Origin of the sequence: Streptomyces sp. NPDC001292, assembly GCF_042896465.1 — a bacterium.
Lineage (GTDB): Bacteria > Actinomycetota > Actinomycetes > Streptomycetales > Streptomycetaceae > Streptomyces.
This window is the reverse complement of record NZ_JBIAXG010000009.1, coordinates 26,632-40,694: the sequence shown is the minus strand read 5'-3', so window position 1 is coordinate 40,694 and position 14,063 is coordinate 26,632. Positions and strand designations below refer to the sequence as shown.

At 71.2% G+C, this 14,063-nt stretch carries 10 protein-coding genes; 5 read left to right on the top strand and 5 right to left on the bottom strand.

Annotation, left to right across the window (positions count from 1 at the left end):
- Positions 1-25: 25 nt before the first annotated feature.
- Together ACFY4A_RS12710 and ACFY4A_RS12705 are read right to left on the bottom strand one after the other, a co-directional pair.
- A complete protein-coding gene (locus tag ACFY4A_RS12710; protein ID WP_390829427.1) occupies positions 26-1,933 on the bottom strand; it encodes a hypothetical protein in 1,908 nt (635 codons plus the stop codon).
- Between the two features lie 152 nt (positions 1,934-2,085).
- Positions 2,086-2,532 (bottom strand): hypothetical protein, encoded by a 447-nt coding sequence (locus tag ACFY4A_RS12705; protein ID WP_390829425.1) that lies wholly within the window; start codon positions 2,530-2,532, stop codon positions 2,086-2,088.
- A 545-nt stretch (positions 2,533-3,077) separates the two neighbouring features.
- On the opposite strand from ACFY4A_RS12705, the gene ACFY4A_RS12700 reads away from it, so the two are divergent.
- Together ACFY4A_RS12700 and ACFY4A_RS12695 are read left to right on the top strand one after the other, a co-directional pair.
- On the top strand, positions 3,078-3,668 hold the full coding sequence (locus tag ACFY4A_RS12700) for a hypothetical protein (RefSeq protein ID WP_390829424.1): 591 nt from the start codon (positions 3,078-3,080) through the stop codon (positions 3,666-3,668).
- 644 nt (positions 3,669-4,312) lie between these two features.
- Complete coding sequence (locus ACFY4A_RS12695; RefSeq protein ID WP_390829423.1) at positions 4,313-4,438, top strand: hypothetical protein; 126 nt, start codon at positions 4,313-4,315, stop codon at positions 4,436-4,438.
- 267 nt (positions 4,439-4,705) lie between these two features.
- On the opposite strand, the gene ACFY4A_RS12690 is transcribed toward ACFY4A_RS12695, so the two are convergent.
- Entirely contained in the window at positions 4,706-5,716 is a 1,011-nt protein-coding gene (locus ACFY4A_RS12690) for a helix-turn-helix domain-containing protein (protein WP_390829422.1), read from the bottom strand.
- A 326-nt stretch (positions 5,717-6,042) separates the two neighbouring features.
- Between ACFY4A_RS12690 and ACFY4A_RS12685 the strand changes: the two genes are divergently transcribed.
- A complete protein-coding gene (locus ACFY4A_RS12685; protein WP_390829421.1) occupies positions 6,043-10,455 on the top strand; it encodes a S8 family serine peptidase in 4,413 nt (1,470 codons plus the stop codon).
- A 170-nt stretch (positions 10,456-10,625) separates the two neighbouring features.
- Here ACFY4A_RS12685 and ACFY4A_RS12680 read toward each other — a convergent pair whose 3' ends face one another.
- Positions 10,626-10,991 carry a hypothetical protein gene (locus ACFY4A_RS12680; protein WP_390829420.1) on the bottom strand — a complete coding sequence of 122 codons (366 nt, stop codon included), beginning with the start codon at positions 10,989-10,991 and terminating at the stop codon, positions 10,626-10,628.
- Positions 10,988-11,992 (bottom strand): DUF1259 domain-containing protein, encoded by a 1,005-nt coding sequence (locus ACFY4A_RS12675; protein WP_390829419.1) that lies wholly within the window; start codon positions 11,990-11,992, stop codon positions 10,988-10,990. The genes ACFY4A_RS12680 and ACFY4A_RS12675 overlap by 4 nt, the downstream gene beginning before the upstream one ends.
- Positions 11,993-12,163: 171 nt before the next feature.
- On the opposite strand from ACFY4A_RS12675, the gene ACFY4A_RS12670 reads away from it, so the two are divergent.
- Positions 12,164-12,862 carry a response regulator transcription factor gene (locus ACFY4A_RS12670; protein WP_390829418.1) on the top strand — a complete coding sequence of 233 codons (699 nt, stop codon included), beginning with the start codon at positions 12,164-12,166 and terminating at the stop codon, positions 12,860-12,862.
- Entirely contained in the window at positions 12,859-13,929 is a 1,071-nt protein-coding gene (locus ACFY4A_RS12665) for a sensor histidine kinase (RefSeq protein ID WP_390829417.1), read from the top strand. Before ACFY4A_RS12670 ends, ACFY4A_RS12665 begins: the two co-directional genes overlap by 4 nt.
- Positions 13,930-14,063 lie beyond the last annotated feature (134 nt).

The window sequence follows — 14,063 nt, the reverse complement described above, 5'->3', positions numbered from 1 at the left end:
AGAGACACCGCGACCCCGTCGAAGTTCATCCGGGCTGCGCCCTGGTCCGAGTGGGGCAGGCGGTTGAGCTGGTCGCTGCTGGACGTGCTGGTACCGGAGTCAGGGGTGTGCAAACGGGTGTGGCGACTCCGATGAGTTCGACCAGGCCGTTGCCGCCGGTGGGTGGGACGAGTTCGGACCAGTTGTTGGCCAGCCAGACGTTGCCGGACTGGTCGAGTTGGACGGCGGTGAGGTGCTGGATGGAGTTGCTGCGGTACCCGCTGGGCGGCGACAGCACGGAGCCGGTGGAGGAGCCGGGCGGGCAAGCGCTGGTGTTCACGCCGCACAGGACGGAGACGGAGGGGGCGCCGAAGCCGGCGACCCAAACACGGTCGGATCCGTCGATGGCTATGGACCAGGGAGCGATGGCCGTGGGCAGTTTGTGCACGCCTGTGACCTTTCCGCTCGGCCCGATCTCGGTGACCGAGTCACTGACGAAGCTGGGCACCCAGACGTTGTTCTTGGAGTCGACGGCCAGTGCGAGGGGCCAGTCGAGCGAGCTGTCCTTGATGGGGGAGAACGAGGTCGGCCTGAAGTCGGGGCCGATGACGGTGACGCTCCCGCCCGCGTGGCCCTTGGGCACACGTGTGTCCATGAGTTTCGCCCCGTTGAGGCGGGCGTTGGAGACCCAGGCCCGGCCGTGACCGTCGATCTGGATGGAGAACGGGTGGTCGAGGCCGCCGCCCTTGATGGTGATCGCCTTCGAGGGATCACCATGGGGGTAGACGATCACGCTTCCCTGGCCGGGGTTGCCCTTCAGGCCGTAGAAGTTGGCGATCCAGATGTTGCCCTTCTGGTCGACTGCGGTGCCCTGGGGGTGGTTCAGGTCGCCGTTCCTGAATCCTGTGCTGGGCGACAGCGGCTTTCCGGTCGACGAGTACTTCGACATGGCGTCGCCGCCGTAGCTGGGCACCCACACGGAGCCCTCGTGGTCGATGGCGATGCCCCATGCACCCGCCTTCATGCCACCGCCGCTGATGGGGCTGTTGAGGGTCGGGTTGCCCACCGGGTCCTGCACGGTGACGTAAGGGCTGGGGTTTCGCGTTCCGGGCAGCCAGTTGTTGGCGGCCCAGACGTTGCCCTTGGCGTCGACGGCGATACGGCCGGGGGCATAGACCTCGGGGGCGGTGTAGTGCAGGGCCAGCACCCAGGCCGTAGGCGCCTCGGTGAGCACGGGGCTGTAGGTATGTGCCCGTCCGGCCAGGGCGTACAGCGTGCCGGTGGCCAGTCTCGGGTTGCGGGCCAGGTTGAGCACCGCTTGTGCCGTGTCTCCTGGAGCGTTCCCGCGCTGCGGTGTCGCCAGGCGCAGCATGTCCCGGCATCGCCCGGTGTCCGCTCCCGGCGCGCAGAGGGAGACGAGGTTGGCCAGGGTGCCGAGGGTGGCCAGGGTGTCGTTCTTGCTGCCGTTGTTCTGGTCGGTGACGACCTTGCCGGGCTTCCCCGAGGCCGGGTCGGCGAGGTTGTAGGACGTGGCTGCGGCGTTCTCCAGGCCGGGGCTCGGCCCGGTGACGCCGCGCTGGTCGGTGAACTGGGCCAGCGCGTAGGTGGCGGCGACGGTGGTGAATTCGTTGACCGTGACAGCGGATTCGGAGCGCTGCGGCACGCCGCCGCCGGGGCCGAACCCCACGACGGAGCGCAGGCGCAACGACCGGGCGCCAGTGGGGGCGGCTTCGACGTACAGCACGGAGCCAGTGCGCTGATCGGACCGGATCCGGAAGGCTCCGTTGGCGTCGGTCGTGGCGCGCCCCAGTTCCCGGACGCCTTGCCTGTCTCCGGCGAAGAGTGTGACGTTGGCGTTGGACAGCGGCTTTCCCGCGCTGGTGACTGTTCCGTGCAACGGGGCCGGCGTGGTGGGAGGCGTGGGCGCGAAGAGTCCCGTCAGGGTCAGTGCCATGGCGGCCGATGCGGCCAGGGCGGCGCCGGAGAGGTGCCGAGAGGGCTCGGCCTTTCCAATGCCACGCGGGATTTGGGGCGTTGAACTGCGGGGGCGAATGGTGGTGGGAAACAAGATCGGGGCCTTTCGTCACGGTTTCGGCGCGCTCGGCCCTATCCGTTGCCGCTGTTCGGTTCGCGCAGCGTGAACCATCCGACCTTGCGTCCGAACAGCCAGATCAGACCCAAGTACAGGTGCGGGCCGACCCGGCGGATCTCATCGCGCACGCCCCCGAACACCAGGGACGTGTGGGAGTAGTCGATGACGATGCACTCCTGGTCGTCCAGAAGGCTCGGGCCGGGCCCGACCATGGCAACGATGGACAGGATGTCCAGCGGGGTGAGCCGGTTGCTGAGGTAGCCGTCCGGGCTGAACACCTTGCCCCGCCACGAGGTCAGATGCACCAGGCCGGCGATCAGCCGCGCCCCGGCAGGGCCTGCATCAGGGAAGATCGCCATACCCTCCATCGGGCCTTTCGGGATCTCACCGGCCGGGCTCTTGCGAAACAGCTCCTCAAGCCCCTCGTCGTCGGTCTTGAGGAGCTCGATGTCGGTAGGCATCACGCTCTTCCTTCTGGCCGTCGCCCGGCCTCCGCTTCCACTCTCCGGACACAGTCCGGTACGGGAGGTGACGGGAGGTACGGATATCGGGGGCAGGGACTACGCCCGAAGGCGACCAGCCCAGGGTCGTGATCGTCTCTGGGCCGTCAATCCGCCGCTCCTCCATCGTGGACCCCCTCGGCGCGGCTCACCACCGCTGGCGAGCGACCACCGACGGACAGGGTGTTCTCAGGATCCGACAGGGTGGAAAAGCGTCCCGGACCGGTCATGGTCCGGGACGTTTGGCGTCTTCCTCGACGAGCGCGGGCAACAGTGCGACGGCGGAGCGGTTCCCGACCCGCACTCAGCCGCCCCGGACGACTTGACGCTGTGCACCTTGCGAGACGCAGACACTTCATCGGTATGCGGTGAGTGCCGCGTTTTCCCCCGACTGGCCCCAGGGTGTCACGCCTTGAACATGTCCGAAATGACAGTTACCAGAGCTGTCATTACGTTCGTCACAGGTCGGTCGCCCGACCGACATCCGTCAGACAGAGAGAAGTGACATGCCCACGCGTACCTTTGCTGTGGCCGCTGCCGGCGTAGGCGCGGCGTTACTTGCGGCCACCGGTATCACCTACGCCGCGACCTCCGGATCCGCCCCGGCGTCCCCGTCCGCCCACCGGCCGGCCGTATCTGTCCAACGGGCGGCCCAGCCTGAGCAACGAGCCGCCCAACCTGAGCAACGAGCCGCCCAACCGGAGCAACGAGCCGCCCCTGCCGCGGCTCCCGAGAGCGGCGGCAGCGCAAGCCGAGAGAAGGACGAGGGCCGCGACCGCGAGGACGGCGGACGCGACCACGGCCACAAGGACGAGGGAAGGATCTACTTCAACGACCGTGCGTACTCCGCCTCCACCGAGGGTTGCATCACTGCGGCCAGCGGACTGGGCTCCAGCAGCTTCAACGTTTTCAATGACAGCCGGAAGACCATCGAGGTCTTCCGTGGCTTCACCTGTGACAACGGTGCTCCGGTCGCCACCGTGGGCCCGCACGGCGCCACCAATGGCGTTGTGACCCGCACCGTCCACGGGGGCGTGTTCTCTGACGATGGCGTCGTGGGCAGCTTCCTGGTGGTCGGCGACGACGACGAATGGTGACAGCGCCGCCTGGAGCACTGGAAGGATCCCGGCCCGCCGTAATCGGGCCGACGTTCCCTGAACCGCTCCGGGTCTGACAGGAGGCTCCGGGCCGTCCCGGACCGTCGACACACATTGCGGGCACTGCCCGCCGGCCAGCGCGAGCGCGAAGTGCTGAACGAGCTCCCCGGCCGGCTGCGGTTCTGTCGTACCCACCCCGCTGCGCACACCACCGGTGCCGGCCCGCCTCTCTCAGCGGCCGGTACTGGCCGGTCAGTTCGGGCTGGGCCTCCAAGGAGGCCTCGATGCGCTTGAGCGAGTGGCGGGCGAGGGGCCAGGTTGCCGCGGCACCGGTCGAGTGCGAGGTGGAGGAACAGGCTTCCGCCGCTGCTGGTGAGCGGGCGTATGACAGACCTTCGACCACAAGGTCGTCGAGGACTTCATCCAGACCTTGGAACGCAACGGCATCGGCCTGGCCGCCCAGTCCGACGCCTTCGACAAGCTGCAAGCGATCCTGCTGGACGCCCACCGCCTGGGCGTGTTCGGCGACAACCCCGTCGCCGGGATCAAGCCGCCCCAGTACGACCCCAAGCGGGTCGTGATCCCCTCACCCGGGCAGCTGCGCCACATACGCTCCGCCGGCGACGACAGCTTCCTGTTGCGGCATGCGCAACGGCGAGACATTCGCGGTCAACCTCAACAACCTTGTCGCCGACGACGTCCACCGCACCGCCGAACAGGTCAACCGCACCACCTGCCGCTCCGAACGGCTCAAGACCGCAAGGCAGTAGGCGCACGCCAGGCAGACGGCGGTCCAGACGGCGCCGACCGCCGGGCCGAACGTGAGCGGGCCGTATAAAACCGGTGCTCGGTGAGCAGTCCGTGCCACGACTCCAGCGGTGTGGTCAGCAGGGCCCGGCGGGTTGGATCGATGCCGCCGAGGGTGCCGATCAGCTGCATGACCCGTCGCCCTGCAGACCGCCCTTGGAGTTGCCCCCGGTCCTGCACCGCTTCACGGACGGCTCGTTCCTCTCCCGCACCGGGCAGCTGGCCTTGGACTACAGCCAGCCCCGGCGGGCCGCCTGGATTCCCGCCTGGAAGCGGTTGCTCGCGGACAGTTCGTCGAACAGCCGGCGGGTGCGGCGGCGCATGGTGCGGGTGGAAAGACCCAGGCGGCGGGCGATCGCGGCGTCGGTCATTCCGCTGGCCAATAGTGCGACCAGGGCGCGGCCCGCCTCGTCCGGGCCGTCAGGGTCCGGGCCGCCTGCCGGGTGCGGCCCACCGGCCGTAGGCCGCCCACCGTGCACGAGGGGCAGCGCCCGTACCCAGTAGCACTCGAAGAGGTCGATCAGCGCGTCCAGCAGGGTCGACTCCCGAACGAGCAGGGCACGGGAGGTGTCCAGGTCCAGGCTGAGCGGCAGCAGCGCCACCTGGCGGTCGGCGATCGCCAGCTTCATCGGGAGGTCCGGCAGCACCCGGCTCTCCTCGCCGAACGCCGCCAGCCTCTCGATCTCTTCCAACGCGCCCGGGACCTCCAGTGCTTCCGGGGTGTAGACCGCCCGCCACCGCACCCCGCCGCCCAGGCTGCCCGGCTCGATCGGGTTGCTCGGCGCCAGCGCGTACGGCGGCCGGTCCAGTACCAGCATCTCCTCGCGGACCTGGTGCTGGAGTCGGACGAACCAGCGGCCCAGCGACTGGGGTCCCTCCAGCAGTTCCACTGCGCCGCCCCGGCCGTCCCCCCGTTGTACCGAGTGGAACAGCGACGACAGTTCCATCGCGGTGGTGCGCACCGCCTCCAACTGCGTGGTGCGGTGGCGTACCAGGGCCTCCACCGCCGCGTCCGGGTCGATGGCGGTGTAGCGCCGTCGCCGTCCGGACAGCCGGCTCACCAGCCCCTGAAGCCGCAGCCGGGTGAGCGCGCGGTCCACTCGGTCGGTGGGGAAGCCCAGCTCCCTGCCCAACTCAGCGGGGGTCGCGTCGCGATGCCCGAGCAGCGTCCGGTAGACACCCTCGTCGAACCGGGGCACTCCGACAGCCCTCAGGCTGCCGCTGTCACCGGATTCTTCCACGCCACCCTCCCGGACACCGCCACGACCGTGCTCGAAGCCCGCCTCGGCGATGCCGGTTACGGCAACGACCCGCGCGCGGCCCGTCTACGGTCACGCCCCGTCCACGTCGTCCCGGCGACAGGTGTATCCCCCGTCAGGGCCGGGCCATCGGCGCTCCGTCGGGGCCACTGGCCGCTTTCACCGCAGTTTCCTTGAGTTGTTGAACGTGATCGTGGCCTATGAGTGCCAATGGCCGCAAGGGGACTTCCCCAGCGTTGCCGCTCACACCGGTGGCTCGCTACGACTGGACGATGCGCCTCTCACGAAGACGAACTGTCGTGCTGACCATGGCCTTTGCTGTCGCCCTGAGCGGGCTCGCCACCGAAGGCATCCCACGAGCAGCCGCCGCCGACGGCGCGGACGCCACCGCCGAAAGCGCCACGGAGCGGGTCCTGGTACGACTCGACGGCGGCCCTGCCCTCCAGTCGGTGGCCCAGGCGCGGATCGACACCCGCGGTGAGGTCTCCACCTCCGCGGTGCGAGAGGTACGGGAACGGCGTGCCGAACTGCGCGCCGCCCAGAGCCGGTTCCTCGCCGCCGTGCGGGATGCGGGGATCGAGGCCACCCCCCGGGCCCGGCTCACCGGGCTTGCCAACGGCGTGGCCCTCACCGTGTCACCGGCCGACCGGAGTCGGCTGGCCGACCTGCCCGGGGTCTCTGCGGTACTCGACGACACCCGGATGCGGGCCAGCACCGACACCAGCGTCGACCTGATCGGTGCCTCGGAGGTCTGGCAGCGCGAGGACCCCAGCGGCACTGGAGTCCGTGGCGCGGGCACCACCATCGCCCTGATCGACACCGGCGTCGACTACAGCCACCCCGGCCTGGGCGGCGGCTTCGGCCCGGACCACAAGGTGGTCGGAGGGCACGACTTCGTCAACGACGACGACGATCCGATGGACGACAACGGCCACGGCACGCACGTCGCCGGCATCATCGCGGCCGACGGACAGCGACCGGACGGGGTGCTCGGCGTCGCCCCCGAGGCGCAGCTCACCGCGTACAAAGTGCTGGGCGCCGACGGCTCCGGCTACACCTCGGACATCATCGCCGGCCTGGAGGCGGCGGTGGACCCCGGCAACCCGCACCGCGCCGACGTGGTCAATCTGAGCCTGGGCGGGCCGGGCGACGGCACCGACCCCCTGGGCCGGGCCGCGACCGCCGCCAGCGAACTGGGCGTGGTGGTCGTCGCCGCGGCCGGGAACAGCGGCCCCGGCGCCGGCACCGTGAGCACCCCGGCCGTCGCTGACGGCGTACTCTCGGTCGGCGCCTCCACCAGCGGGCTCACCCTGCCCACCGCCCACATGGTCACCCCGCGCCGGGAGCTGCTCCAGACCTACCGCGCGCCGTACTCGGCCAACCCGCCCCAGGAGCCGGTGACCGGCGAGCTGGTCAACGTCGGCGACGGCACCGCGCAGGACTACGACCGGGTCGGCGACGTGACCGGCAAGGTGGTCGCCTACCGCGCACGTCTGCCGCAGAGCCTCCGGGACGTCCAACCACGACTGCTGGAGCAGGCGCGGCTCGCCGAGGAGCGCGGCGCGATCGCCCTGCTCGGGTACACCAGCTCCAGCGGCGGCCCGGTGCTGGCCCCAGAGCGCGCCCAAGCGGGCACCGGGGATCTGGACACCCACGGCACCGTACGGGTCGACCTGGGCGCCCGGCAGTCCGGGGACAGCTTCCGGATGGACAAGATCGTGGTCCTGGGCCTGGCCGAGACGCAGTGGCCCGAGCTGAGCGCCGCCCTGTCCAAGGGGCCGGTGGAGATATCCGTTGCCGGCCAAGATGTCACCGACCGGATCGCCTCGTTCAGCTCCCGCGGCCCGGGCGCCGACTTCCACCTGGAGCCCGACCTGGTGGCGCCCGGAGTGGAGATCCGCTCCACCTGGCCGAAGCGGCAGTGGACGCCGGGAAGTTACCGGCTCTCCGGCACCAGCATGGCGGCCCCGCACGCCGCCGCCTCCGCCGCCCTGCTGCGCCAACTGGACCCCAGCGCCCCCGCGGAGGAGATCCGTGCCCGGCTGATCGGCTCGGCCACCCCGGTCGAGGACGCCCCGACGACCGCGCAGGGCGCCGGCCGGCTGAACGTTGCGGACGCCGCCGACGCCACCGTCACCGCCTCCCCGACGTCACTCTCGCTGGGTCTGGCGGACCTCTCCCGGGACCGGGTCAGCCGCAGTGGCGAGGTCACCCTGCGCAACACCTCCGCCCGGTCGACGACGCTGCGGCTGAGCACCCGGGTGGCCGGGGATGACGCGGGCGAGGCCGACGTCAGCCCGGCCCGGGTGACCATCCCGGCCGGCGGCACCCGGTCCGTCACCGTGCGGGTGTCCGGCGACGTCGGCGTCAGCGCCGACCGTGACCTCGCCGGCTGGCTGGTCGCCGACCCGGAGCGGACCGGCGAGCCCAGGCTGCGGGTGCCCTACCTGCTGGCGGTCCGGCCGCTGGTGGTGCAGACCTCACCGGATCCCAGTGATGGTGACTCCACCGCGTTCATCTGGAGCCCCGTCCCGCTCGCCGACCCCCCGACCGTGACCGTTGCACCCCCGCATGGCCGCCCGGTTCAGAGCGTGGCCGAGCACGACCATGGCTACTGGTACCGGGCACGGCTCGACGGCGACCGCGCGGGCACGTACACCGTCTCGGTTCGCGCCGAGACCGAAAGCGGCGAGCGGCTGCGCGGCGGTTCCGCCTTCGAGGCACTGCCGGAGGACAACCGGCCCGGCGGCCGGCGGTGGGAGCCCATCGGGCCCAACGGCGCCGCCGGCACCATCGCCACCACGGAGGCCGACCCGTCCACCGCGGTCCTGACGCAGTACGTCAACCGGGGCCCCTGGAAGACCGACGACGCCGGAGCGACCTGGCGGCAGCTCTCCCGGCTGCCGGTGGCGAACGGCACCGGCTCCGCACTGGTCGACGCCCGGGACCCGGAGACCGTCTGGTACGCCGTCAACGCGCAGACCGGCGGCGCGGTGAACAGCGTGCTCGACCACACCTACCAGGGGCAGCTCCTCCGCAGCCGCGACGGCGGACGGAACTGGCAGCGCCTGGACGTTCCCGACACCCACCTCCACGCCCTGGTCAGCGATCCCGAGTCCCGAGTGCTCGCGCTGGTCACAGCGGACGCGGTGCTGCTCAGCCACGACGGCGGCGACACCTGGACCGAGCGGCCGAACCCGCTCGGCACGGAGGTCCTGGACGCCGCGATCGGCGGTGACTCGCTCTACCTGGGCGGTTACACCTCGGTGTGGAAGCTGCCTGGCGTGCTGGACGCCCGCGAGGCACCGGCGGCGGAACGGGTGTACGACGCGCCCGCAGGGGAACGCCTGCGTGACCTGACCGCCGACGCGGACCTGGTCGCCGTGATCACCTTCGACAACCGGGTCGTGGGCTCCCGGGACGGCGGCGGTCGATGGAAGGAGCTGCACCGGGTGGAGGGCGGGGGATTTCAGTCGATCACCCTGAGCGGGGGCACCCTCGCCGTCTTCGCCATCGGGACCCAGCAGCACCTCAGCCGGGACCACGGCGCGTCCTGGACGGTGGTGAACAAGCCCATCAGCGGCTCGGTGATGTCCGACCTCTCGCCCTGGACCGGCGGCTCCCTGCTGTGGTCCGCACCGGGAGCCGGGATGTTCACCACCGGCAAGGACGGCAGCGACCCGCGGCGCGTGGGGATCCAGGGGGTCAACGCCTACGACCTGGCGGTCCTGAACGGAACCGACCAGCCCGAACTGCTGGCCGGCACCGACTCCGAGATCTACCGCACCGCCCTGCCGACCGGGCCGGCCACCTCACGGACCGCCGAGTGGGGACTGAGCGGGTCGGAGGCCTACCTCGGACGGAAGGTCGGCCAGATCACCGTCTCGCCGAAGGACCCGGACACGGTCTGGAAGATCCGCAAAGACGCCCTCTCCAGCTTCTACGTCTACCGCAGCGGCGACGCAGGGAAGACCTGGAAGGAGCGCGGCCGGACCAACGAGACACCGCTGAACCTGGCGGTGGGCCCGGTCGACGACGACCGGGTGGCCGTCACCTTCTGGAGCCTCGCCGGCCCCGGGGTCTACCGGACCCTGGACGACGGTGAGACCTGGAAGAAGCTCTACCACGACCGGATGTTCCGGGCGGTCGCCACCGACCCCCGCGACCCCAACCGGCTGTGGCTGGGCGCGGCGGACGGGCTGTACCGTTCGGACGACTTCGGCGCCACCGTCACCAAGGTCGCCGACGGCTCGGTCAGCGCCATCACCCTCTCCGAGGACGGGAAACACCTGGTGATCGGCGGCTCCACGCTCCGGGTCAGCGACGACGGCGGCGCGCACTTCCGCACCGCGGACACCGGGCCACTGCCACTCCAGGTCTCGGAGATCGTCCTCTCCCCGAAGGATCCGGACACGATCTACGCCGGCACCTCGTCGTTCACCGCGAACGGCCTGGTCAAGGGCGGCCGTGGAGTGCTGCGCAGCACCAACGGCGGGCGCAGTTGGACCAACGTCTCCGGTGGCCTCCAGAACCTGGACGTGATCTCGATGACCACCAGCCCGGACGGTGACTGGCTCTACGCCGGCACCAGGATGGGAGGGGTGCACCGACTGCGTGAGGTCGAGCAGCGCGGTGGGCGGCACCTGCCACCCGGCAGGGCGACCTCCTTGACCGGCCAGAAGGGCAGCGCCACCTTGGCGGCTGGCCACGGCCGCGGGTGAGCAGGACGCCGGACACGGCAGCGGCGATGGCGACGACCAGGTCGGCGGCGAGGGCCGGCAGGGTGCGGAGGCTGAGGCGCCGGATCAAGTGCGGGCTTTCCCGGGATGGCCGGTTGAAGCGGCAAGGGCCGCCCGCCGATGGGTGACCGGCGGCGGGGCAACCGAGCCGTTCAGTACAGGTAGACGTCGACGAGCAGGGCCGCGACGGCGGCCAGGAGCGCGTAGCGGATGCTGGTGCGGGTCGGCTGCGCGGCGAGCGGGCCGAGCCCGTAGCCGAGGGAGGCGGCGGCCAGGGTGAAGACGCCGGAGCCGGTGTCCTGCCAGCTGACGGGGAAGAAGATCACGGGCGCATCGGTGAAGAACTGGTCTCCGTGGGCCGCACGCAGGATCGCGTTCCAGGCCAGGGGCCCGACGGCCGCAGCCAGCGCACCGGTCGCGACGACAGCACGGCTGCGGCCACGGGTGATGGCGATCAGGACGGCGGCGACGACGGCTGACAGCACGGCGCCGTAGACGATCTGGCCCCAGCCGATCACGGCGCGGGAGCCAGCGCGGTGGCGTTGAGGGCCGGGCGGAGTGCCTTGGCCAGGGTGACGCCGTCGCCGGTGGCCCAGACGTGCATGTAGAACAGGCGCGGCTGGTCGTTCAAGGTGTGGTTGTGGAGTTCGACGATGTCGATGCCTCCCTTGCGCAGCGCGCGGATGACCTTCTGCACCTCGGGGGCGGTCATCACGAAGTCGCCGTTGATGGCCGCCTTGTTGCCCCCCAGCGGCTGGAAGTTGATGGCGGTGGTGATGCCGAGGGCGGGCGGCAGCGCGTGCGTGCCGTCGGTGATGGTGTCCTTACGGGGGATGGAGAACTTGTAGATGCCGCCGTCGGCGGTGCCCTTGCCGCCGATCGCCTTGTCGATGCCGGCGGTGTCCAGGCCGATGGGCGGCTGGGTGGCCGGAGGCGGCGAGGCGGGCGGGGTGGCGGTGGCGGCCAGCGCGGACTTCAGGCCCTTGGCCAGGGTGACCGGGTTGCCCATGGCGTGGACGTGTGCCCACCAGATCGCCGGGGACTGCTGGAGCAGGTGCTTGTGCAGGGCGGTCTGCTCGATCCCGGCGGCCTGCAGCGCGTCGGTGACCTTGGGCAGTTCGTCCTCGGTGACGACCATGTCACCCATGAGCATGGTCCCGTCGTGGTACTTGGCGAAGGTCGCGTAGCCGCCGAGCGACAGGCCCGGCTTGATGGCGACGCCCTGGGTGGTGACCTTGAGATCCTTGCGGGGCAGCGGGACGCGGTAGACGGTGCCTTTCATCAGGGTGCCGGTGCGACCGAGGGCGTCGGCGACCGGCTTCCAGTCGGCCTCCGTGGTCTGCACGGGCTGCTGCGCCTGGCCATGGGTGGCCGTCGGGGCCGCGACCGTCTGCGTACCGCCCCCAGCAGCGCCCTCTGTCCTCGCGGTGCCGCAGCCCGCCAGCAGGCCGGAACCCGCTATCAGCAGGCACGTGGCCGCTGCCCCTGCGACCGGCTTCATGTGCGAACGGGGTGACATGGCCACTCCTCGTCGGGTTCGTCGTCGATGGTGCCTGTGTGGCCAGACAAACCGCTGCCGATGAAGCTGGCATGAAGAGCACCCCCATCCGGGTTACTTCATGCCAGCTTCACCCGCGGCCGGGATCGTGGGGGCAAACGGCACGCAGCAGCAGAAGCAGAAGGAAGAAGCATGCGGATCCTGGTGGTCGAGGACGAGCCGAAGATGCGGGACCTGCTGCGCCGGGCCCTGACCGAGGAGGGCTACGCCGTCGACACCGCCGCCGACGGGCCGCAGGCGCTCGCCCTGACCGATGTGGCCGCCTTCGACGCGATGGTGCTGGACGTGATGCTGCCCGGCCTGGACGGCTTCGAGGTCTGCGCCACCCTGCGCCGACGCGGCACCTGGCTTCCGGTGCTGATGCTGACCGCCAAGGACGCCGTCGCCGACCGCGTCCAGGGCCTGGACGGCGGTGCCGACGACTACCTGACCAAGCCCTTCAGCCTGGAGGAGCTGATGGCCCGGCTGCGCGCCCTGATCCGCCGCGGTCCCGTCGAGCGCCCCACCGTCCTGGCCGCCGGCGACCTCGTCCTCGACCCCGCCACGCGGGCCGTACGGCGCGGCGAGGAGGAGATCACCCTGACCGCCAAGGAGTACGCCCTCCTCGAAGCCCTCATGCGCCGCCCGGGCACCGTCCTGACCCGGACCATGCTCGTCGAGCACTGCTGGGACCTGGGCACCAGCCCCGGCTCCAACGTGGTCGACGCCCACATCAAGGCCCTGCGCGACAAGATCGACCGCCCCTACGGCACCCAGGCAGTCGAGACCGTCCGCGGCGCCGGATACCGCATCCGCCCCGACGGCGGCCGAACCACCGCCCACACGTCATGAACCGCATCCCGCTGCGCATCCGCCTCACCGCGATCTTCGCCGCGGTGATGGCCCTGGTCCTGGCCGGGGCCGGCTACCTCACCCTCAGCCGCTTCCGCGAGTCCCAGAGCGAGTACGGCACCGCCACCGGCGTCGCCCGCGCGGCGCAGCAGCAGGCCCTCGACGACCTGGTCCGCGAGCTGGTCACCGCCCTGCCCATCGTCTTCGTCCTCGCCACCATCGGCGCCTACCTGCTGGCCGCCGCGGCCCTGCGCCCGGTGGAACGCATGCGCACCCAGGCCGCCGCCGTCACCGAGGACACCCCCGGCCGCCGCCTCGACGTGCCGCCGAGCCGCGACGAGATCGCCCGCCTCGCCACCACCCTCAACGACATGCTCACCCGGCTCCAGGCCGCCCTCGACCGCGAGCGGCAGTTCGTCGCCGACGCCGGCCACGAACTGCGCACCCCGCTCAGCCTGCTGCGCACCGAGATAGAACTCGCCCTGCGCCACCCCCGCGACGCCACCGAACTGCACGCCGCACTCGCCTCCGCACTGGAAGAGACGGTACGACTGGTCCAGTTGACGGAGGACCTGCTGCTTCTCGCGCGCACCGACCGCCGTCAGGGCACTGCCCCAGGGGCAGCGGCCGTACCCGGCCTCCAGCCGGTGCTGCGGCGCGTGGCCGCCCGGCTCGGCAACGGGGCACCGGACAAGACGGTCACCGTCGACTGCCCCGCCGGCGTGGCCGCCGCAATCCCCGAGGACCGGCTGGAACGTGCCGTCACGAACCTGATCCGCAACGCCCAGGAGCACGGCCACGGCCCCATCGCAGTGACCGCCCGCCACGAGGACGGACAGATCCGCATCGAGGTACGCGACCACGGCCCCGGCTTCCCGCCCGACTTCCTCCTCCGGGCCTTCGACCGCTTCACCCAGGCCGACCATGCCCGCACCACCACCGGCACCGGCCTCGGCCTGGCCATCACCGCCGCCATCGCCCGCACCGCCGGGGGCAACTACGGCGCGGCCAACCACCCCGACGGGGGCGCCGTCGTCTGGATCATCCTCCCGGCGATGTGGACGTAACCAGCGTTTACGTGTAGCCCCATTCGGCCGGCTCAACGCGGGCGAGACGGTCCGCGGCCCCGCCCTCGCCGAGACCGCCCCGAGGCCGTCCTCACCCTCCAGGGCATCCCGCGATCAATACGGGCGAACGTGAC

What these genes read in the sequence shown, in the direction of transcription:
- ACFY4A_RS12710 (WP_390829427.1), bottom strand. Translation starts at nt 1,933, where the DNA reads ATGGCACTGACCCTGACGGGACTCTTCGCGCCCACGCCTCCCACCACG.
- ACFY4A_RS12670 (WP_390829418.1), top strand. Translation starts at nt 12,164, where the DNA reads ATGCGGATCCTGGTGGTCGAGGACGAGCCGAAGATGCGGGACCTGCTG.
- ACFY4A_RS12675 (WP_390829419.1), bottom strand. Translation starts at nt 11,992, where the DNA reads ATGTCACCCCGTTCGCACATGAAGCCGGTCGCAGGGGCAGCGGCCACG.
- ACFY4A_RS12700 (WP_390829424.1), top strand. Translation starts at nt 3,078, where the DNA reads ATGCCCACGCGTACCTTTGCTGTGGCCGCTGCCGGCGTAGGCGCGGCG.
- ACFY4A_RS12665 (WP_390829417.1), top strand. Translation starts at nt 12,859, where the DNA reads ATGAACCGCATCCCGCTGCGCATCCGCCTCACCGCGATCTTCGCCGCG.
- ACFY4A_RS12705 (WP_390829425.1), bottom strand. Translation starts at nt 2,532, where the DNA reads ATGCCTACCGACATCGAGCTCCTCAAGACCGACGACGAGGGGCTTGAG.
- ACFY4A_RS12695 (WP_390829423.1), top strand. Translation starts at nt 4,313, where the DNA reads ATGCGCAACGGCGAGACATTCGCGGTCAACCTCAACAACCTTGTCGCC.
- ACFY4A_RS12685 (WP_390829421.1), top strand. Translation starts at nt 6,043, where the DNA reads ATGGCCTTTGCTGTCGCCCTGAGCGGGCTCGCCACCGAAGGCATCCCA.